The organism is Butyricimonas synergistica DSM 23225, from assembly GCF_000379665.1.
Lineage (GTDB): Bacteria > Bacteroidota > Bacteroidia > Bacteroidales > Marinifilaceae > Butyricimonas > Butyricimonas synergistica.
The window spans coordinates 1627975-1651004 of the sequence record NZ_KB903359.1 but is presented as its reverse complement, the minus strand read 5'-3'; the positions used below and the strand labels follow the sequence as shown (position 1 = coordinate 1651004).

Genomic DNA, 23030 nt, shown 5'->3' with positions numbered 1-23030 from the left:
TATTTAATCTTAATAAGTTGTATAAATGTAATATATTTTCGTGAAGTCTTGTAAGACGTGGATGGATAAATAAAGTAGGGCGATGACGCCGATAGTAACGACGAAGGGTGCCAACGCCCTGGCTTCCCGGATTATTATTTTAGAGTTGTATTTCATATTACTTGTTTTTATAGTTATTGTCGGATTGCAATCCTTTCTATTGTTGTAGACGAATGAGAGGGAAGAATATTTTAAAATAGGGTCATCTTTTTTTTATAAATGTCGTAAATCACCTTGTAATGTACTATTTTTACAGTTGTAAATATTGAACGAGATGAAATACGGATTGAATGATAAACCGGGACTGTTGCCGATGTTGATGTACGGGTTGCAGTGGTGGGTGGTTTCCCTGCCTTGCGTGGTGATTATGGGAATTATCGTGTCGAAGCTGCATTACACGGAAGTGGCGGAGCAGACGTTTTATTTGCAGAAGTTGTTCGGGGTGATGGGGGTAGCAATGGTGGTGCAGGTTTTGCTGGGGCATCGGTTGCCTTTGGTGATCGGTCCGGCATCTGTGTTGTTGATCGGGATTCTTTCTACCGTTTCGGCTGGGATTCCCGCGATATACACGGGTATTATGGTCGGGGGATTGGTGCTGGTCGTGTTGGCGTACAGCGGTTGGCTGGGGAAGTTGCAGTTTATTTTTACACCCCGTATCGTTACGGTGATTCTGATACTGATTGCTTTCACACTGACCCCGGTGATTCTCAATCTGGTGCTGGGGAACACGGATCACGCGTTGTTTAATTTGTTTTTCACGCTGTTGATGGTGTTGGCTCTGGTGATTGGGAATAAGTTTCTGAGGGGGATATGGAAATCGACCACGGTTCTGTGGGGGATTGCGGGTGGTGCGTTGGTGTACTACCTGGTGTATGGTTTTCCCGTGTTGGCGTCCGCGGGTGGGGATGAAGTCGTCAAGGGGGCTTTGTTCAATTTCTCGTTGGATTTTGAACCCGGTACGATTCTCGCTTTCTTGTTTTGTTACGTGGCGTTGATTGTGAACGAGTTGGGTTCGATTCAAGCCGTGGGATATATGTTGCAAGCCGATCATTTGGATAGCCGTACGACCCGAGGCGTGGGAGTCGTGGGGATCACGAATGTATTATCCGGGTGGTTCGGTGTCATCGGTCCCGTGGATTATTCCATGAGCCCGGGTGTGATTGCCGCCACGGGATGTGCTTCTCGCTATACTTTAATTCCGGCGGGGTTGGGTTTGATTTTATGTGCCTTTTTCCCAGCCGTCGTGGGCGTGTTGGTCACGTTGCCGGGTGTGGTGATGGGGGCGATATTGCTTTATTTGATGGCTACGCAGTTGGCGGCGGGGATGCAGATGCTGGTTCGGGAGAAGGCGATCACTGATTTTGACAGCGGCGTCGTGGTCGGGTTGCCCTTGATGGTAGCGTTGTTGTTGTCTTTCGCTCCTTCCGGGGTGCTGGATTCGATACCTTCTTTGTTCCGCCCGATCGTGGGAAACGGTTTCGTGATGGGGGTGGTTACGGTGTTGATTTTGGAACACTTGATTTTTAGAAAAAGAAAACCCGGACAACAAGGATAGCGTATACACCGGAAAAGAAAGGAAAGTGTATGAAAGGAATTTATATCTATCATAGCGGTTTTGCTCTTTTGGACGAGGGGGGTACCGTGATTATCGATTATTATAAGGATTCGGCAGACCGCCCGTTGACGGGTGTCGTGCATGGGGAGTTGTTGAGTCGCCCTGGGAAGTTGTACGTTTTGGCATCCCATGTCCATGCGGATCACTTTAACCCGGAAGTGCTGACGTGGAAGGAGATGCGTTCCGATATTCAATATTTGTTTTCGAAAGATATTCTTGAGAACGGGAAAGCCGGGTTGTTGGATGCTTGTTACTTGGATAAGGGGAACGTGTGGACGGACGGCGTGTTGGAAGTCGAAGCTTTTGGTTCCACGGATGCGGGAGTATCATTTTTGTTGCGGTGGGACGGAAAGACTATTTTTCATGCCGGTGATTTGAATAATTGGCATTGGAAGGAGGAATCGACCGAGGAGGAAGTGCGAGAGGCGGAGCGGGCTTATTTTGATGAGTTGGATGCATTAGCCCGGAGAACGGATCGTATGGATTTGGTAATGCTCCCTGTCGATCCCCGTTTGGGGGAGGATTATATGTTGGGAGCAAAGCAGTTTGTTGATAAATTCCGCGTGGACAGGTTTGTCCCGATGCATTTTGACGATGCGTACGATAAGGCAAATGCTTTCCGGGAATACGCTGAAAGCCGGGGTGTCCGTTTCGTGGAATTGAATTATAAAGGAGAAGGCTTTATGATTTAAGGATTGGGTGATTTATGATTGCCAATTTTGTGATTGCGTGAAATTTTAAATTATAGATATGTATGGAAATTAAAAGTCATTTTGATCATTTCAATTTTAATGTTCTTGATCTCGATAGGAGTATTCGCTTTTACGAGCAGGCTTTGGGACTGAAGGAAGTTCGCCGGAAGGAAGCCAAAGACGGTTCTTTTATCCTCGTGTACATGGGGGACGGGCATACCGGATTCCTGCTGGAATTAACTTGGTTGAGAGATAGGAAAGAGCCTTATGATTTGGGAGAAGGCGAGTTCCACCTGTGTATGCGCGTGGAAGGTGATTATGACGAGGTGCGGGCTTACCACAAGCAAATGGACTGCGTGTGCTACGAGAATACCGATATGGGACTTTATTTTATAAATGATCCCGACGGTTATTGGATTGAGATATTGCCGAAATAATCCGTTTGGTACACGAGGGGCATTTCTCCCGTCATATGGTGGATTTTATTGTTTTCGGATCATTTTAAAGTATCTGTTTTTTTTAGGGGAAAATCGTGTATGTGATTTCCCGAAAAGAAAGCGGGGTAGAAAATATTAAATATGTGAGAATGGCAGATGATTGATATATTTCTTTAAATTTGTGATGTGGAATTTAGATTGCTAGTATGACGGAGAGAGTTGAATATGATATAAATCAGTTAGTACAGGATTTGAAAAAGGGGTATGAACCGGCTTTTGATTACCTGTTTACAACCCGTTACGAGGACTTGTGCCGTTTTGCACGGGCTTTCGTGGGATCATATGATGTGGCGGAGGATATTGTACAGGATGTTTTTGTCAGGATATGGGAGAATAACTTGAAGATTAACAGCAATATTTCATTGGATAGTTATCTCTACGTGGCGGTGCGAAACGGTTGTGTCAGTTATGCACGCCAGCAAAGACCTCACGTGGGATTGGAGACGTTGTCGGGGATGGAAACGGAAGAAATTTTGACGGAGGATTGGAAGTATGTGTGGGATGCCGTGGAAAGTTTGCCGGAGCAGTGCCGTGTTGTTTTGAAATTGGTAGTACTGGAAGATATGAAGTACGCAGAGGCGGCAGAGAAACTGGGAATCTCTGTCAACACGGTCAAAACGCAAATGAAGATCGCTTATCGGGAGTTGAGAAAGAAATTTACGTCGGGAGAGATTTCTGTTTTATTCTATTATTTTTATGTGGGAGAGGTTTTTAACGGGTAGTTGCCTATTTTTTTGAAAAATATTCTGTTTTCTTTTCACCCTTTTTTTATTCTTTTGCGTCCTCTCTCGAAAAATGGAACTTAACGAGTCATTTTATGAACGAGAGAATAGAAGAATTATTGGTCAAAAAAATTGACGGGGAGCTTTCTGACGCGGAGGAGAAGGAATTAGCCGGGTGGTTGGCAGAGTCGGAGGCTCACGGGCGAGTCCTGCGGGAATTTGAAGCGGTGCGGCAGCGATTGACCGTGTTGCGGGAAGAGTTTCACCCGGACGTGAAAGGACGTTTGCAGTCGGTTAAAAAGCATAAAAAACGGCGGGTTCGGTTTGTCGTGGAGTGGATGCGTTATGTTGCCGTCGGTATTTTACTCGTGAGCGTGGGCGGGTACTTGTTGTGGAATGATGGGAAAAAGGAAGAGGAGGGACATCGTGTTTTCGCGAAAGTGGCAGTGCCCGGGAAGGAACAGGCATATATCGTGTGGGCGAACGGGGTACAGGTGGCAATCGATGAAACGATGAAAGATACTTTGCTGACCGGGGACGGGGGGGCGATGGTACGGGTGGATTCCAACCGGGTGTTGCGTTACGAGGGACGGGATGTTAGTGAAGGACAGGAGCAACGGGTACATAAATTGGTGATCCCGAATGGAGGGGAGTATCGAATGGTGTTGGAAGATGGGTCGATTGTTTGGTTGAATTCCGCTTCTACGCTGGAAATACCGGAACGTTTTGCCGCGGGAGAGAGAAGGGTGCGATTGGTCGGAGAGGCTTATTTTAAGGTGAAAAAAGATTCGTCAAGACCCTTTTACGTGGCAACGGAACGTGTTGATGTGCGTGTGTTGGGTACGGAGTTCAATGTTTCGGCTTACGAGGAAGATCGTGGTGTCGCAACAACGCTCGTGAACGGATCGGTGCGAGTGGATGCCCGTGGAGGTGAGTCGGTAGTATTGGAACCGGGACAACAGGCGTTGACCACAGGGGGGGGAATTGAGGTGCAGGATGTCGATGTGTCGTATGTTACGTCTTGGGTGAACGGGAAATTCAGTTTTGATAATTCCCGTCTGGAAAATATTGCCCGGCAGGTTTCCCGCTGGTATGACGTGAAAATATCTTTTGAGGATGATGACTTAAAAGAGATTCGTTTTTCCGGGGCAATGTTGAAATTCCGTCCGTTGAGTGATTTGATCGAGATGATCGAGGCTACAAGTTTTGTGCGGTTTAGTGTGAAAGGAGAAAATATTATAATATCTAGAAAATAAAAATCGAGGAAGTGGCTAGACTTCCTCAATTTTGAGTGGTAATTGCTTTGTCACTATTTGAGAGAGAACAAAGCTATGTATAACCTTAAATGCAAATATATGGAAAAAAATCGAGAGCCTAACCGGTTTATGCGGTTAGGACAGAAAAAAATGTTATCGATGATGCGTTTGGCTAGTTTTTTTTGTTTGTTGTGTCTTGCGTTTAGCGTGCAAGTAGCACATGGGCAAGAACGTAGGGTTTCCTTGGAAGTGAAGGATACTCCTATCAATCAGGTGTTGCGTATGCTGGGAAAAGAGTTCGGAAAGGATTTCTTTTATAGCAATGTGCAAGTGGATATGAATGAAAAGGTGAGTGTGAAACTGGTGAATACCACTATCGGTGAAGCGCTGAAACAGGTGTTCGCGGGAAAGCAGGTTCGGTTTGAGGAGAAGGAGGATTTCGTGTTGATTTTGGAAATTCGGGAATTGAAGAAGGACACGAAAGTGCCGGAGGTGCGTGGCGTGGTGTATGATGATCTGAATGAACCGTTACCGGGAGTAACGATTATGATTAAGGGAACAAGTACTGGTTTTGTCAGTGACACGGACGGGAAGTTCAAAAGTGTGTTGACGATAAAGTTGCCCGTGACTTTGGTGTTTTCGTTTATCGGTTTCCAAACTCAGGAAGTGGTGGTAACGGATAGCACGAAAGAGTTGACCGTGAAGATGAAACCAGACGTGAAGCAGATGGAAGAGGTTGTGGTGACGGGATACGCTAACGTGAAAAAGTCCAGTTTTACAGGAAATTCGGTGAAGGTAGAAAAAGAGGAGTTGTTCAAGGTGTCGCCGACCAATGTGATTGACGTGTTGCAGGTATTCGATCCTTCCTTGCGTATCATGAAGAATAATCAAATGGGGGCAGACCCCAATACATTACCGGAGTTTTATATCCGGGGACGTTCCGGTATCGGGGTAATGGATTTGGATAAGGAGAATCTTTCGGAATCAGCCTTGAGTAATAATCCTAATTCTCCTATTTTTATTATGGATGGTTTCGAGGTGACTGTACAGAAGGTATATGATTTCGACCCGAACCGTATAGAGAGTATCACGATTTTGAAGGATGCCGCAGCTACGGCAATTTACGGTTCCCGTGCGGCTAACGGGGTCGTGGTGATCGAAACGGTGGCTCCGAAACCGGGAGAGTTGAACGTGATGTATAATTTTACGGGAGCGCTTACGGCTCCGGATTTATCGGATTATAATCTAATGAATGCTAGGGAATTGCTTGAGGCTGAACGTTTGGCGGGATATTATGATCCGACTTTAGAGATTAACAAGTCTTATACTCTTTTGAGTGAGTACGAGGCGAAGTTGTCGAACATTATTCGGGGAGTGAACACGGATTGGTTGTCACAGCCTTTACAGAATGAATTCAATCATAAACATAGTCTTGCTATTCAGGGAGGTTCCGAGAATATGCGTTTTAACGTGGACTTGAATTACGATAACCAGAATGGAGTGATGAAAGGATCTTTCCGTGAGCGTTTGGGTGCCGGATTTTATTTGGATTATCGTATCGGTGGGATGCAGTTGAAGAATCAGATCGCTTACACGGTCACGAAATCGGAAAATTCTCCTTATGGTGCTTTTAGTGATTACACGAAGAAGTTGCCGTATGACGAGTTGAAAGATGCAGACGGAAATTATGTTGAGCAGACAAAACTTTGGCATAATGGTATGAGTGGTACGAAGAATCCGTTGTATGAGGCGAAGATGCTGGAAAGTTTCGATAAAAGTAAAATACAGGATTTGACGAATAATCTGAGTTTGAATTGGTATATCACGAAGAGCCTTTATTTTAAAGGACAAGTAGCGGTGACTTTGACTGATACCGAAACAAAAGTTTTCAAAGATCCGCTTTCTTCTTCATTTTACAATGTGGATGATGACAAGAAAGGTTCGTTGGATTTGAGCAAGAAGAAACTGGTGAAATGGAATACCAATTTCGTGTTGAATTACGTGCAGACGATAAAGAAACATAATATGAATTTTTCGTTGGGATTGAACACGAACACGGAGAGTACGAATAGTTCGGTAGAGAAATATTTGGGATTTCCCTCGGGAGAATTGAATACTCCGGCTTTTGCCGAGAACGTGGATGATGTTCCGACGTATTCGGATAATAAGAAACGGTTGTTCGGGTCATTTGTTTCATTAAATTACACGTATAATGATATTTACTTGTTTGATGCCTCATGGCGTTTGGATGGTTCGTCCGAGTTCGGGGCTGCCAAGAAATACGCTCCTTTTTATTCTGGAGGTGTAGGACTGAACGTGCATAATTACCAGTTTATGCAAGGTCAGAATGTGGTGAGTTTGTTGAAAGTCACGGGGACTTTTGGGGTGTTGGGTAAAACTAATTTCCCTGCTTACGCTGCCAAACATACTTATGATGTGACTAATTCATATTATTCCACGGGTGGTGGTGTTTTCTTGCATTACATGGGGAATGAGGATTTGAAGTGGGAACGGACTTTCTCCCGGGATTTGAAATTGGAGTTAGGATTGTTGGATGATGCGATTTACACGAAGTTCACGTGGTATAACAAGACAACCAAAGATTTGATTACGGATGTGACGATTCCGACTCATACCGGTTTTACTTCTTATAAGGATAATATGGGTGAGGTGGAGAATAAAGGGATCGAGTTGGATGTTCGCTTTAATATTATCCAAAGAAAAGACTGGATGCTTGCCGTGTTCGGTAATTTGGCGCATAACCGGAACCAGATATTGAAAATTTCGGAATCTTTGAAGGCGTATAATGAACGGGTGAACGAGAAGTTTGATGAGTATTTCGAAAACATTTTCAACAAACAGGATTTGAAGTATAGCAAACCTTTGTTGAAATACGAGGAGGGTGGTTCTTTGACATCTATTTACGGGATGCGTTCTTTAGGAATCAACCCGAGTAACGGAAAAGAATTGTTCTTGGATCGAAGCGGACAGGTGATTCAGGAATGGACGGCTAGTCAGCAGGCTATTTTGGGTGATACTGAACCGGATGCAACGGGATCTTTCGGGGTAAATTTCCAGTGGAAGCGTTTCACGTTGTTCGCCACGTTCATGTATGAGTTCGGGGGACAAGTGTATAATCAGACTTTGGTGGATAAAGTGGAGAACGTGAAGTTGTATGATATGAATGCAGACAAGCGGGTGCTCACGGAGCGTTGGGCAAAGCCGGGGGAAGTGACTCGCTTGAAGTCGATTAAAGACCGGAATAGTGTGACATTGCCAACTTCTCGTTTCGTGCAGGATTATAATATGTTGAATTTTAATTCTTTGACGGTGGGGTATGATTTCAATCAAGATTTGTTGAAGAAATGGAAGATGAGTATGTTGCGGTTATCGTTTAATATGAAAGATATATTCACGATTTCCAGCGTGAAGCAGGAACGGGGATTGAATTATCCTTTCGCGAGAACTTTTAATTTCACTTTAAATGCAAGTTTTTAAAGAGATGGTTATGATACGATATAAATATCTGTTGTTGTTTATGATGCTGTTCGGGCTGGCAGCATGTAATGCTTGGTTGGATGTCGAGTCGGATAATCAGGCGAGTGACGAGAAAATGTTTAAGGATTACACCGGATTCCGGAGTGCCTTGAATGGGGTGTATTATAAATTGTCAGAGCCGGAGATGTACGGACGGGAACTTTCATGGGGGTTTTTGAGTGTTTTGGCTCAGACGTATGATGCCGCAGATGTCAGTCAAAATAAGGCTTACAAAGCGGCGGTAGTTTATGACTATAATGCAAGTGACGTCAAAAAACTGATTTCTGAGATTTGGAAAGGTGCCTATAATGCTATCGCTAATTGTAATAAATTGATTGCCGAGATAGAAAGTAAAGATGCTTCGTTTTTTCCTTTGGGTGAGCGCGAGCGGAATTTGATCTATGGTGAGGCTTTGGCTTTGAGGGGATATTTGCATCTTGATTTAGCAAGGATGTTTGCACCGGCTCCGACCACGGGGAATGACGGGGCGTATATTCCTTACGTGACAGTTTACCCGACGCATTACGAGTCTGCACAGCCCACGACGGAGGTACTTCGGCTTGCCAAGGAAGATTTGTTGCGGGCAAAGGATCTTGTTGCGCAGAATGATACGTTGTATGATAATTTTGCGTATGCTAACCGTTTTTTTGCAGATGATTCGGGAAATCGTTTTTTCAGTTTCCGGGGAACTCGTATGAATTACTTGGCAATTTGCGGTACGTTGGCTCGTTTGTGCCTGTATGCCGGAGAGAATGAAGAAGCTAACCGGTACGCATCGCACGTGTATGATTTGGTGGAAGCCAAGACCGATTTATGGAATATTTATTTTACACATTCGTCGAATCTGAATACTTCCGGGAGCAATAAATATGTGAAGGCGTATGATGATATTTTGTTCGCATTTTATAATAAGAAATTGACGGAAGACGTGGAGGATTTTACGGAAGAGGCGGGAATGCCCAAGATGTTGTTGAAGAATGGCAGCACGATGTTTGGTGATCGGGGAGATGGAGATGATTATCGTCAATATCTTATTGATTGGACGCTTGGTGCGAATCGGTCGCAGAAATGGTTGGATCTGGGTGCCTCGGAGAGTTTCTTAAAGGTACAGTATGCGCTTATTCCAGCGTTGAGATTTAGTGAGATATGTTATATCTTGGCGGAAACGGCGTATGGTTCTGCCGCGGGTAATGCGGAAGCTGTGGCGTATCTTGAAGAAGTGCGGGGAGGTCGCGGATGTAAACGTAATATTTCGGAAACCGTGTCAGCAATTTCTTTTAAGGAAGAGTTGATTTGGGAAGGAATGAAAGAGTATCTCACGGAAGGGCAGACTTTTTTCATGTTTAAACGTTTGAATCATCCCGTGTTGAGTGGAAGTGAATCTCACGTGTTGGGTAATTCGTTTGTGCTTCCTTTGCCGGATGATGAAAAGGTATTTTAGTAAAAAAAAGACGAGTTATGAAAAAGATATATGTATTTATTTTAAGTGTGTTCTTGTTGGGGGCGTGCTCGAAAGAGGATATCCCGATGTATAATACCGTGAATTACATTCAATTCACGAATGCTTACAAGGATTCGATGGAGATTTCGTTTTTCTTTTACGGAAATGCGGAACAGATCGAGGTGCCGATACACGTGGAGATGTTGGGAAATCTATTTTTGGAAGACCAGCCGTTTACAGTCGTATTGGATAAAAATTTGTCCACGGCAACGGAGAAACATATAGAACTTCCGGAGTATTATGTTTTCCACAAGGGATACGTGAGGGATACGATCTCGTTGGTGTTGAATAATCCCGGGGATGAGCGTGTGCGGATCGTGTTAGCTATCCCGGGAAACGGGAGTGATATTTTGCCGGGGGAACCTAATTATCAGTATAAGATTATTAACTTGAGTAATACGGTGACGATACCGGAATGGTGGGATGAGGATGTTGATAAATCTTTTCTCGGTACTTATTCGGCTGCGAAATATCAGTTGTTAATTGAGGTGACCGGGGAAGGGGATTGGACGAATCTGGATGCATCGACGAGGAGAGCTTACGCGTTACAGTTAAAGTACTATTTGCGTGAAATGGAAGATCGGGGAGAGCCGGTGTTGGATGATGGTGTGGCCATGACGGTAACAGTAATTGGATAATAAATCAATAGCAGTATGAAGATGAAAAATATAATATATCTGTCTTTGTTGATGATGGCGGGATTGTTTTCCTGTATCAAAGATGAGGGGAATTATAAATATGAAGCGATTCGGGATGCGAGGGTTTCATTTGAAACTTATGTTGTGAATTGTTTTGTACATGATAAAGTGAAAGTAGAGCCTAAGATTCAGTTTGGCGGGAGTGATACTACTGATTTCTCGTACGAGTGGCGTATTGATTATGACGTCGTTTCCACGGAGAGGGTGTTGGAATTTACTCCTGAACAGGCAAAAACGTATGCTTGCCGCTTGGCACTGAAAGATAATCGTAACGGGAAAGTGTATAGCAACACGATGTCTGTTATTGCGGCGACGGTATATCAATCGGGATTCTCTATTTTGTACGAGGAAGGCGGGGTGTCGAAACTGGGACATGTTAATTTACCGACTGCTTCTCAAGATGGAGAATACCATGCTTATTATGATTTGTACCGGGCGGCAAATGGGGAAGACATGGGGGCGGAACCGGTGAAACTGGTGCAGCATTTCTTTTGGAATGCAACTAACTATTGTAAATGGTCTGAATTGTTGGTCATTCAGCATGGCGGGCAGGGACCCGTGGAGCTGAATGGTGACACGAACGAGAAGGAAGTATTGACCCGAGAGGAGTTCGTGGGAGGAAATCCCCCGGAGAATTTTAAATTGGTATCGGCATTCTACCCGTTCTACATGAATATTGTGTTGAGCGAGGACGGGAAAATTTATACCCGTTTTTTCAATGACCCGAAGAGCATGGGGTATCATTCGGCTGCTTACAACAATGTTCCGGTATATATAAATAAAGGATATAAAATTGGAAAGATTATTGAAACGGAACATCAGTATTTGAAACATTTTCTTTTGTATGACGAGTTAAACGGTCGGTTGATCCACGTGAGGAGTGCTTATTACACGACGGCAGAGGAGTACCGGGAATTGCAATACACGGGGAATTATCCAGCCGGTTTTATTCCGGTGAATAATTTCGGTGATTATAAATTGGTTTATGGCGCTGCTTACGGGGGTGCGGTACAGGGCGGCACAAAGTATGCTCTTATTTTGCGGAATGGGGATGATTGGAAAGTGGAAACGTTTGAGATTGCTAGCGGTGCCTTAGGAGTGATTACTTTAGATGCAATGGATAAGTGTCAGACGTTTTCGGGAAAAACAGAGGGATATGTGACGAATAAGAGTGTTTTCAGGATATTGAGAAGCCGTACTTATATTTTCTTCTCCGGGGGTGTGAATAATGACGAGTTGTATTATTTCGATTTAAGTACCGGGAAGTCGCATCATTATGCTTCGTTGGGTGGGCGTGCTATCGTGGCGATACATCCTGCTGATGGAAATAAAGAGTTGGGGGTAGGATTGGAAGACGGGACGTTTGTGCTGTTCAACGTGGAGGATGCGGTGCTGAAGGCGGGTGAGCCTGTCGTGTTGTATGAACAGGGTGGTTTCGGTCGGATAGTTGATGTGATTTTCAAATATAAATTTTCGGGACGGGATTTGTGATCGCAGTGTAGTTTTCTAAAATCGATTTATTCGATTTTAGAAAACTATTCCGGTATTGAAACACAGGTATTTATATTTTTACTCTGAATGGTATTTCTATTTCAGCAGGGATTGTTATGTGAAAATTGGGATGTTTAAATTTTGAAGTTATGATATTGAAATCAATTGTATTTGTATTTATGTTTTTTTCCTTGAGTGTTGTGTCGGCGGAAGGTAAAGGGCGGAAGAAAAAAACGGCAACCAAGGAGGTGAAAACGGAAAGTGCTTACCAGCGCTTTTTTAAGGGGAAGTCGTGTGAAACGGTGAAAGGTTTAATCACGTTGCACAAGATGGATGGGAAGATCTATTTTGAGTTGCCGTTGAATTTGTTGGGGAAAGAGATGTTACTCGGTTCAACGATCAGTGAAACCACGAATAATGATTTCGGGAGTGTGGGGGAAAAGCCCAAGGAGCCGATGCATGTGGTGTTTACCCGTCAGGACTCGTTAGTCAGCCTGCGGGAGGTGAGTGCGGTGTATTATACCACGGAGGAGGGGATAAGAAAACGTTTGGAAGAGAGTTTTAAGCCGGCTATTATTTTGAATCTTCCGGTGAAGGTGTATTCGGAAGACAGTACGGCGGTTGTGCTGGATTTGACCGATTTCTTGTTGAGTGATAACGAGGGGTTATCTCCTTTTTCCCCGTACGCTCCTATCACGGGTGGCAGGCGTCGGCTGGAAAAGGAGTTCGTGAAAAAGAATTCGTTTATCGGTGAGATTAAGGCTTTCGAGGATAATTTCAGTATACGTTCTTCTTTGAATTATTTGGTTACCGTGCGGAATCAAGAACGGGTATTGTTTCAGAAAGTGCCTTTTACGACGGTGATGACACGTAGTTTTATTTTGTTGCCGGAAGAACCGATGCGTCCCCGTATGGCGGATCCCCGTATTGCTATATTCTATCAGGCGAAATATGAATTCAATTCTAAAAAGAATGGGGTCGATTTTCGTTATTACGCAAATCGTTGGCGTCTTGAACCCGCGGACGAAGCGGCTTATCGTGCCGGACAACTGGTGGATGTGAAGAAACCTATCGTGTTTTACGTGGATAATGCTTTCCCGGAAGGTTGGAAGAAATATATCAAGCAAGGAGTCGAGGAATGGCAGAAAGCTTTTGAGAAGATTGGGTTGAAGAATGCGATTATTGCCCGGGGTTTTCCCAAGGATGATCCGGAATTTGATCCGGAAAATCTGAAGTATTCCTGTGTACGCTATTCTCCCTCGTGGACGGCTAACGCAATGGGACCTTCGTGGACTGATCCCCGGACGGGAGAGATTATTAATGCCTCGGTGTATTTTTATCACAATATAGCTCAATTGATTCAGAATTGGCGATTCGTGCAGACTGCGCAGACAGATGCCGATGTGCGGAGAATGCAGTTGCCGGAAGATCTGTTAGGGGAGAGTATTCGTTACGCTATTGCCCACGAGGTGGGGCATTGTTTGGGTTTTATGCATAATATGAGTGCTTCTGCCGCTATTCCTACGGATTCTTTGCGTTCGCCTTCTTATACCCAAAAGTACGGGACTACGCATTCGATTATGGATTATGCCCGGAATAATTACGTGGCACAGCCGGGAGATAAGGAGAGAGGTGTGAAATTGACACCACCTCATTTGGGGTTGTATGATTATTTTACAATAAAATGGTTGTACACGCCTTTGTTAGGAGAAAAGACCACGGATGAGGAAGTTCCCGTTTTGGATCGTTGGATTAGCGAGAAAGCGGGAGATCCGGTATATCGCTATGGTAGGCAACAGATGAACTCTCGTTGGGATCCGAGTTCTTTCGAGGAGGATTTGGGAGATGATCCGATAAAATCATCCGCATATGGGATAAAGAACTTGAAATATATTTTGGCGAACCTGAATGACTGGGTGGGAGAGGAAGATAAAGATTACGCCTTCCGTCAACAGATTTATAACGAGATCATCATGCAGTATTTCAGGTATTTGAATAATGTTATTTTTAATATTGGCGGTATTTACCTGAATGAAAAATATGCAGGAGATCCGATTCCTGCTTATGCTTTGGTTCCCAAAGCCCGGCAAAAGGAGGCATTGGCGTTTCTGTTGGATCAGTTGAAAGAGATGTCTTGGATTGATGCGAAGGATTTTAAGGATGGTTTGCCGTTGATGAGCGATATTTCGGGAGATATGGAAAATGCTATTTTCCGGGGATTGTTATCTCGGCTTAATGCGTTGGCTGTGGGGATGGAACAGTCGAAAGAGGATGCATATTCCACGCGGGAGTACATGAATGATTTGTATGAATTCATCATGGCTCCGACCCAAAAGAGAAATTCGCTGTCTGAGGTCGAAAAACGATTGCAAATTAAATATTTGTCATTTTTGGTTTCTGCTTCCGGAGTGGAAGTGAAGGGTATGGGCGGTTCTCCTTTTGCTTTTTCTCGGGGCGGGATGATTGAGGTTATGGATTACGTGAAAGAGAATAGCCGGAATATTTATGGCGAGTTGCCTGACGAGTATTTGGGTATGTTTGCGAACAGGGGGTGTTGTTTTGCTCCGGAGGAGATTAGCGGTTTCGGAAGAACGACGAACTTGAGCAGACCGAATGTTTCTATCGGAACCGATTGTTTCTTGATGTTAAAAAGGACTTTGGCTTTGTTGAAAAGCCGGATGAATACGGCAACGGAAGATACTCGATTGCATTATCAGTTGTTGGTTTATAAATTGGAGAAGGTTTTTAAGAATAACTGAGACGAGTGATTATTAATAGTAAACTAGTTGTCATGAAAAGTATTATATATGTAGTATTTCTTCTTTCGATAATTCTATGTCCGTTTGTAGGAAACGGGATGGTACAGGAGAAGAAGGATACGGGGAAAAATAAAAATTCGGCTTACCAGAAGCTCTTTAACGGTAAAAATGTAAAAACGGCAAAAGGAGTAATGACGATTCATTACACGGGGGGGAATGTGTACGTGGAGTTTCCCTTGGATTTGTTGGGTAAGGATATGTTGTTCGCTTCGTCGATAGAGAACACGAGTGATAACGGGGAAGGTGTTGTAGGGCAATTTGCCGGAACACCTCAGGTATTCGTGTTCACGAGAGAGGGGGAGTATGTACAGGCTCGTTTGAGGCAAGGCGTTCCTATTATTAACGGTAGTGGGGATGAAAATGTAGAGGGAGCCTTGGAGAAATCTTTTATGCCGGGAGTGTACTCTACTTTTAAAATAGAGGCTTACACGCCGGATAATAGTGCCGTGGTATTGAATATGACTTCTTTTTTCTTGGAGCATACGGCGTTCACGAATCCGTTTTCCGTTCAGGCTGTCAATTCCGTATGGGGATTCGTGAAGCGGAATCACAAGTATAAAGCGAACCGGAATTTGTTTCAAGATGTCAAGGCGGATGGACGGAGTGTTACCGTAGTTTGTGAATCGGGGTATGATGTGGATCATATCGTGATGGGTGCTTTGTCCAAGCAGAATGTGAAAGTTTCAGTTACATTTAATAAAATGTTGGTGCTTCTGCCTGAAGATAAAATGACTCCTCGTTATGCCGACCCGAGGATCGGGGTAAGTTTCGTAACGATTCCCGAGATTGGAAAAGGGAAGACGGCATTGACAAGGGGATTCCTGACTAAACGTTGGCGAGTGGAACCGAGTGATGAGGGGGCGTATTGGGCAGGACAGGTCGTGGAGCCAAAGAAACCGATTGTTTTTTATTTGGATACGTTGATGCCCGAGAGTTGGACGAAATATATTCGTGAGGGGGTAGAGGAGTGGAACAAGGCTTTTGAACGTATCGGATTTAAAAATGTGCTTCGGGTTATGCCTTTTCCCGAAACATCGGATTTTGATGCCGGAAACATTCAATATTCTGTGATTCGTTATTCTCCGACTTCTCCGAATATGTATCGTCCTCAACAATCTATGCTGGTGGATTACCGGAGTGGGGAGATTCTTAATGCCTCTTTGTATTTGCATCATCATTTCTTGTTTATACTGCATCGTGACAGGCTTCTTTACACGATGGCGGCAGACCCGGAAGCGCGTAAGGCTGCTTTGTCCGAAGAGGTGATGGGGCAAATGATAAAGAGGCAAATGATACGGGAGATCGGTTCGTGTTTGGGGTTGAGAGCCAATTTGCAGGCATCTTCTGTTTATCCGGTTGATTCATTGCGTTCTGTAACTTTCACGAGGGAACACGGGTTGTCACCCTCGATAATGGATATGGTGCCATGTAATTATATAGCACAGGAAGAAGATGTCAAAAACGGAGTGTTGCTAGTGCAAGACAAGTTGGGTGAATACGATTATTATGCCATTGAATGGTTGTATAAACCGATTCGTGGAGTGAAGAGTGCGGAGGAGGAACGTGATACGTTGGATCGTTGGATTAAAGAATCCCGTCGGGATATTTATAAAACATACGGGCATACGCCTTTTACTTCCAGTGTTTATGACCCGCGTGTATTGAGCGAGGATTTGGGGAATGATCATGTTAAGGCGGGGGAATATCTGATACGGAACCTGAAAAAGTCAATGGCTCATTGTCGTGAATGGTTTGCCGAAGAGGATAAAACATTGGAACTTCAGAATAAATTGTATGGTTTTATACAAGGGCGGTACATGGACGGGTTGAGCCGGGTTGCGTCTTACATTGGTGGTATGTATATAAATGACGGTAATAGTGATGAGAAGATACCGCATTACACGGTCGTACCTAAAGCCAAGCAACAGGAAGCTGTTAATTTCTTGCTGGAACAGGCTAAAGATTTGGATTGGTTGGATAATCAGGAATTAAGGCATGACTTGCTGGTACATTCTTCCGCCGTACAACAAAAACGGATAGAAATTTTTGACTTGTTATTTTCTCGTTGGTATATGGTTATCATGAGTTCTCGCAAGGCAAGCGGAGGATATACCGCGGACGAGTACATGGATGAATTGTATCGGATGGTTTGGGACGGTACTATAAAGCGCAAACAATTGGATCCGTTGGAGAGGGATTTTCAGATGGCTTTTTTAGCTGCCGTGATTGCTTCTTCGACCGTAACGGAAGATGCCACACAATTGGATGCGCACACGCGGGCTTTGGTGCAGGGGATAAGTGCTACCGGACAAGTTTGTCAAAAGTATGATCCTATTGCTTGTGAGAAACTGGAACGGATGCAGGTAGAGAATATCAGTGGTTTTTATGCACAGGGAGGGATTGCGGTAAATACATTATCACGTTCTCATGTTTTTTATCAAATGTTGTTGAAAATCGATGCCATGGTGAATAATGCCATGAAAACGAGTACGGGGGAAATGAAGGATTATTACGAGTATTTACATTATAAAATCAGACAAGCCCTGGACGTGAAGGGTATTCATTAAAGAAGTTTGTTTCATGAAGGAAGTTGTAATATGTCAAAAATATTACAACTTTTTTTCACCCTTTGAGGGGCTTCAAGTGCCTTTTTAGAGTAATCGGATAACAGAAAATTTTAATTAATGCTGACAAGATGAAATTGAGCGTACTTTTATTGTGTTTGGGTGCTATGCTGACAAATGAAGAAGAAAAAAAGAATCCGGTGGATTACGTGAATCCCTTTATCGGGACTAAAAGTATGGGACATACCTTCCCGGGGGCTTGTGTCCCGTATGGAGCGGTGCAGTTGAGTCCCGATACGGAGAACGTGCCGCATAATATTGACGGTGTTTACCAAAAAAATACTTATCGGTATTGTGCCGGATACCAGTATGATGATCCGACAATTGTCGGGTTCAGCCATACGCATTTGAGCGGAACGGGGCATTCGGATTTGGGGGATGTCCTTTTGATGCCGACAGTCGGGGATTTGAAACTGGTGCCCGGGACGGCGGAACGACCGGAAGAGGGGTATCGTTCCCGATTCTCGCACGAGCGGGAAAAAGCCTCGCCCGGTTATTACGAGGTGATGTTGCAGGATTACGGTGTGAAAGTACAGTTGACGGCAACGGAACGGGTGGGAATACACAAATATACCTATCCGGTGGGAGTGGAAAAAGGTCATGTGATCGTGGATTTATTGCATGGGATATACAATTATGACGGGAAAGTGTTGTGGGCGAATCTTCGGGTGGAAAATGATACTTTGTTGACGGGATACCGGATTACGAGGGGGTGGGCACGGACGAATTACACGTATTTCGCGATAACATTCTCTAAACCGATACAAGATTATGGACACGAGAACTTCGAGGAGGTGAATTACAAAGGTTTTTGGCGTAGATTTGATGAGAAAAGAAATTTCCCGGAGATGGGCGGTAGGGGTATCGTGGCATATTTTGATTTTGACTTATGCGATATGCCGGAACTAGAAGTGAAAGTGGCTCTTTCATGCGTGAGTACGGAAGGGGCGTTGAGGAACTTGCAGATGGAAGCGGCAGGCGTTGATTTTGAAACGTTGGCTGCACGTGCCGGGGAGAAATGGAACAGAGAACTTTCGGTGATCGAGGCACAAGGAAGTCATGATGAGTTGAGTATGTTATATACCTCGTTGTATCACACGATGATAAATCCGTCTGTTTACATGGATGTAGACGGGCAATACCGGGGTGTAGACCACATGATTCATCGGGCGGAGGGTTTTACCAATTATACCGTGTTCTCCTTGTGGGATACCTACCGGGCTTTGCATCCGTTGTTTAATGTTATCAATCGGGAACGGAACCGGGATATGGTTATGTCTATGCTGGAACATTACCGGCAGAGTGTACACAAAGCTTTGCCCGTGTGGTCGCACATGGGAAACGAGAACTGGTGTATGATCGCTTATCACGGGGTTGCTGTCGTGGCGGACGCCGTGGCGAAGGGTATCCAGCTGGATACGGCGTTGGTGTTGGAAGCCATGAGGAATAGTTCGAATGTTCCGTATTACCAGCATACCCGTGATTACGTGGAAAAGGGGTACGTGCCCGTGGATAAAGACGGGAATGGTGCTTCGATCACACTGGAGAACGCGTATGACGATTGGGCGATATACCAAACTGCAAAAGTATCGGGGGACGAGAACATGGTCCATGAGTACGAGAGCCGGGCTTTGAACTATCGGAATTTGTTCGACGAACGTTTGGGTTTTGCCCGTCCCCGTTTGTCCGACGGGAGCTGGAAAGAGCCATTTGATCCGCTGGGCACGCACGGCGAAGGATTTATCGAGGGAAATTCGTGGAATTACTCGTTGCACGTTCCGCACGATGTAAACGGGTTGATCCGTTTGGCGGGAGGGGAGAAGCGTTTTACCGAACGGTTGGATAGTTTGTTCACGATGCACCTTCCTGAAAAATATTATGCCGATACGGAGGACATCACGGAAGAGGGGCTAATGGGAAATTACGTGCACGGGAATGAGCCTAGCCATCACGTGTTGTACCTGTACGCTTGGACTTCTCAACCTTGGAAGACTCAATTCCGGGTGCGGGAAGTGATGAACCGTATGTACAGGAATAAAATAGACGGGTTATGCGGTAATGACGACTGCGGTCAGATGTCTGCCTGGTATATTTTCTCAGCTTTGGGATTTTATCCAGTCTGTCCCGGAACGGATCAATACGTGTTGGGTGCTCCTTATCTGCCTTACATGAAAATACGTTTGGAGAACGGCAACACGTTTGAGGTACGTGCGCCGAAAGTGAATGACAAAAACAGATACGTGAAAGCAGTTCGGTTGAACGGAAAGCTCTATGACAAGGCTTATATAACGCAACGGGATATTATGGCGGGAGGAGTGTTGGAATTCGAGATGAGTAACCGTCCCAACCGGAATAGAATATACACGAATGATAATAAACCTTACTCACTAACACGATGAATATAAAAATAATATTATACATATGTATCTTGGGAATAGTGAGTTCCTGTGGATGCAAAAAGAATAGCTCGAAAACGGGGAAAGTTACGGACTGGTCAACCTATGACGTGGGAAGAGTTGAATTCCAAAATTTGTCACCGGAAACGGATGGGGCAAAATTATACGCTCGGATTGTTCCCCGTCCTGAACAGTTTATACAGGAATGTGCCCGGCAAGTATTGGAAACGCTTTATTTTTCACCCGAGGATAGTATCCCAGCTGTCAAATTAATTACATATATATTAAAGTCTTATGATGGAGTATCGGCGAAAAGCGGTAATCCGCCTTCAATCACGATTACTTACAGCACGGATTGGGTGGAGAAAAGTTACAAGGGAAACATGGATGCGTTAGTGCGAGAAAACCGGGGTGTACTTTGGCATGAATTGACACACGGGTTTCAGTTGGAACCGCAAGGGATAGGAACTTATGGGACAAATAAGACATTTTGGGCTTTCATCGAGGGTATGGCGGATGCAGTGCGTTACGTGAACGGCGGTTTTACTTTGGACGACCGCCCCAAGGGAGGGCATTACACGGATGGGTATCGCACGACAGGCTTCTTCCTGGCTTGGTTGAAGCAGACGAAAGATCCGGATTTTTTGCGTAAATTTAACCGCAGTACTTTAGATGTCATTCCTTGGTCTTTTCAAGGTGCGATTCAATATTCTCTAGGAGAGGAATATGATATAGATCGACTTTGGGAAGAATACATGGTTGCGATGGGTGACAAGTAAATGCGGGCAGGTGTTCGGGAAACTTGAGAAGTGTAACAAAATGTGTTGTGTTTATGAGATATTATGTTTGTGTTTTAGTTTGTTTGTGGCTCGGCGTGGGTATCCCCGCGCAAGCTCAAACTGTTTTTGATCCCGTGGAGTACGTGAATCCGCTTATGGGTACGCAATCCACGTTTGAATTGTCGACGGGGAATACTTATCCGGCGATCGCCCGCCCGTGGGGAATGAATTTTTGGATGCCCCAGACGGGAAGAATGGGTGACGGTTGGGCTTACGTTTACACGGCAAATAAGATTCGGGGATTCAAACAGACGCATCAGCCGAGTCCGTGGATAAATGATTACGGTCAATTTTCGTTGATGCCAGTGGTTGGGAAACCGGAGTTCGACCAAGACCGGCGTGCCAGTTGGTTCTCGCATAAAGGAGAGGTGGCAAAGCCTTATTATTATAAGGTTTACCTCGCCGAACACGACGTGGTGACTGAATTTACGACGACGGAACGGGCGGCTTTTTTCCGTTTTACTTTCCCGGAAAATGAACATTCGTATATTGTCGTTGATGCTTTTGACCGGGGTTCATTTGTTCGTATCGAGGGAGATAATAAGATCGTGGGATACACGACCCGGAATAGCGGAGGTGTACCCGAGAATTTTAAGAATTATTTCGTGATAGAATTTGATAAGCCTTTTGTGTATAAACACACGTTTGCCGACGGGGAATTGAGTGACGATTTGTCACAACAAGCCCGGCACGTGGGAAGTGTGATCGGTTTTCGGACAAAAAAGGGGGAAAAAGTACACGCCCGCGTGGCGTCTTCATTTATAAGCCCGGAACAGGCGGAATTGAATTTGAAGGAATTGGGGAACGACGATTTCGATACTTTGGTCGGACGGGGTAAGGCGGCATGGAATGAAGTGTTGGGGGCTATTCAAGTGGAAGGTGGTTCGTTGGATCAATACCGGGTATTTTATTCTTGCCTCTATCGTTCGGTACTTTTTCCCCGTAAATTCTATGAAATAGATGCGGCAGGAAATATACTGCATTACAGCCCTTATAATGGAGAGGTTTTACCGGGATATTTATACACGGATACAGGATTTTGGGATACATTCCGTTGCTTGTTTCCCCTGTTGAACTTGGTTTATCCCTCTCGGAACAAGGAAATGCAGGAGGGGTTGATCAATACTTACAAGGAAAGCGGTTTTTTCCCGGAATGGGCGAGTCCTGGACACCGGGGATGTATGGTTGGAAATAATTCGGCATCCGTGCTTGCGGATGCCTATTTGAAAGGCGTGCAGGTCGCTGATGTTGAAACCCTGTACGAGGGGTTGATACACGGCACGGAACACGTGCACCCGAAAGCATCTTCCACGGGACGCTTGGGGCACGAGTATTATAATACATTGGGATATGTGCCTTACAACGTGGGGATAAACGAGAGTGCAGCGCGTACTCTGGAGTATGCTTATGATGATTGGTGCATTTTTCAATTGGCAAAGAAGTTAGGACGTCCGACGGGGGAAATAGAGCGGTTTGCCCGTCGGGCAATGAACTATAAACATTTGTTCGATCCCGAAACCAAATTGATGCGGGGCAAAAATCGGGACGGGACTTTTATGGAGCCGTTCTCACCATTGAAATGGGGGGATGCTTTCACGGAGGGAAATAGCTGGCACTACACGTGGTCGGTATTCCACGATCCACACGGGCTGATCGGCTTGATGGGAGGAAAGGAAACTTTCGTGCAGATGCTGGACTCGGTTTTTGCCGTGCCGCCCTTGTTTGACGAGAGTTATTACGGGGGAGTAATCCATGAAATCCGGGAAATGACCGTCATGAATATGGGAAATTACGCTCACGGGAATCAACCCATACAGCATATGATTTACTTGTATAATTATGCCGGACAACCATGGAAAGCGCAGTATTGGTTGCGGGAAGTGATGAATCGGATGTACACGCCCGGTCCGGACGGCTATTGTGGGGATGAGGATAACGGGCAGACATCGGCATGGTACGTGTTCTCGGCACTGGGTTTTTATCCCGTGTGCCCGGGCACAGATCAGTATGTGCTGGGTACGCCGCTTTTCCCGAAAGCAACGATTCATTTCGAAAACGGGAAAAAGCTAGAAATCCTAGCCCCGGGAACAGACGATGCTCACCGCTATATCGACCGGATGAAGCTGAATAAACGAATTTACACGAAGAATTACATTACTCATAAAGATTTGCAAGATGGAGGACGGATCAAGTTTCAGATGAGTGAACGACCGAATAGGTCGAGGGGAACTGCTGATACCGACGCACCTTACTCTTTTTCTTTGGAAAAAATAGAAAATATTGCTTTTTAGAGCGGGTTTTGAA

Annotated in this window: 15 protein-coding genes; 14 read left to right on the top strand and 1 reads right to left on the bottom strand. The window is 44.8% G+C overall.

All coding sequences use genetic code 11. The features are described from left to right. Positions 1–9: 9 nt before the first annotated feature. Positions 10–156 (bottom strand): hypothetical protein, encoded by a 147-nt coding sequence (locus A3CY_RS22895; RefSeq protein ID WP_155828210.1) that lies wholly within the window; start codon positions 154–156, stop codon positions 10–12. A 157-nt stretch (positions 157–313) separates the two neighbouring features. Between A3CY_RS22895 and A3CY_RS0107175 the strand changes: the two genes are divergently transcribed. The 14 genes from A3CY_RS0107175 to A3CY_RS0107110 all read left to right on the top strand — a co-directional run bounded on the left by A3CY_RS0107175 (position 314) and on the right by A3CY_RS0107110 (position 23017). Continuing rightward, positions 314–1594: a uracil-xanthine permease family protein gene (locus A3CY_RS0107175; protein ID WP_018337236.1), complete on the top strand. Its 1281-nt coding sequence runs from the start codon at positions 314–316 to the stop codon at positions 1592–1594. 29 nt (positions 1595–1623) lie between these two features. Continuing rightward, on the top strand, positions 1624–2346 hold the full coding sequence (locus A3CY_RS0107170; protein ID WP_018337235.1) for an MBL fold metallo-hydrolase: 723 nt from the start codon (positions 1624–1626) through the stop codon (positions 2344–2346). Positions 2347–2408: 62 nt separating this feature from the next. Then, positions 2409–2783 (top strand): VOC family protein, encoded by a 375-nt coding sequence (locus A3CY_RS0107165; RefSeq protein WP_018337234.1) that lies wholly within the window; start codon positions 2409–2411, stop codon positions 2781–2783. Between the two features lie 206 nt (positions 2784–2989). Beyond that, positions 2990–3565 carry an RNA polymerase sigma factor gene (locus tag A3CY_RS0107160; protein ID WP_018337233.1) on the top strand — a complete coding sequence of 192 codons (576 nt, stop codon included), beginning with the start codon at positions 2990–2992 and terminating at the stop codon, positions 3563–3565. 95 nt (positions 3566–3660) lie between these two features. Beyond that, complete coding sequence (locus A3CY_RS21940; RefSeq protein WP_018337232.1) at positions 3661–4821, top strand: FecR domain-containing protein; 1161 nt, start codon at positions 3661–3663, stop codon at positions 4819–4821. A gap of 99 nt (positions 4822–4920) precedes the next feature. Next, positions 4921–8319: a SusC/RagA family TonB-linked outer membrane protein gene (locus A3CY_RS0107150; protein WP_240388128.1), complete on the top strand. Its 3399-nt coding sequence runs from the start codon at positions 4921–4923 to the stop codon at positions 8317–8319. A gap of 10 nt (positions 8320–8329) precedes the next feature. Beyond that, positions 8330–9799, top strand: coding sequence for a RagB/SusD family nutrient uptake outer membrane protein (locus tag A3CY_RS0107145; protein WP_026207411.1), 1470 nt, complete (start codon positions 8330–8332; stop codon positions 9797–9799). A 17-nt stretch (positions 9800–9816) separates the two neighbouring features. Further along, on the top strand, positions 9817–10497 hold the full coding sequence (locus A3CY_RS0107140) for a DUF4843 domain-containing protein (protein WP_018337229.1): 681 nt from the start codon (positions 9817–9819) through the stop codon (positions 10495–10497). Between the two features lie 21 nt (positions 10498–10518). Next, complete coding sequence (locus tag A3CY_RS0107135) at positions 10519–12048, top strand: PKD-like family lipoprotein (RefSeq protein WP_169503576.1); 1530 nt, start codon at positions 10519–10521, stop codon at positions 12046–12048. Between the two features lie 149 nt (positions 12049–12197). Continuing rightward, on the top strand, positions 12198–14807 hold the full coding sequence (locus tag A3CY_RS0107130; RefSeq protein ID WP_018337227.1) for a zinc-dependent metalloprotease: 2610 nt from the start codon (positions 12198–12200) through the stop codon (positions 14805–14807). 32 nt (positions 14808–14839) lie between these two features. Beyond that, the gene (locus A3CY_RS20435) at positions 14840–17434 is read left to right on the top strand and encodes a zinc-dependent metalloprotease (protein WP_081619435.1); all 2595 of its coding nucleotides are present in this window, start codon (positions 14840–14842) and stop codon (positions 17432–17434) included. A gap of 128 nt (positions 17435–17562) precedes the next feature. Beyond that, positions 17563–19890 carry a GH92 family glycosyl hydrolase gene (locus A3CY_RS0107120; RefSeq protein ID WP_026207410.1) on the top strand — a complete coding sequence of 776 codons (2328 nt, stop codon included), beginning with the start codon at positions 17563–17565 and terminating at the stop codon, positions 19888–19890. After that, a complete protein-coding gene (locus A3CY_RS0107115; protein ID WP_026207409.1) occupies positions 19887–20666 on the top strand; it encodes a basic secretory protein-like protein in 780 nt (259 codons plus the stop codon). The genes A3CY_RS0107120 and A3CY_RS0107115 overlap by 4 nt, the downstream gene beginning before the upstream one ends. 53 nt (positions 20667–20719) lie before the next feature. Continuing rightward, a complete protein-coding gene (locus A3CY_RS0107110; RefSeq protein ID WP_018337223.1) occupies positions 20720–23017 on the top strand; it encodes a GH92 family glycosyl hydrolase in 2298 nt (765 codons plus the stop codon). The last annotated feature ends 13 nt before the right edge of the window (positions 23018–23030 follow it).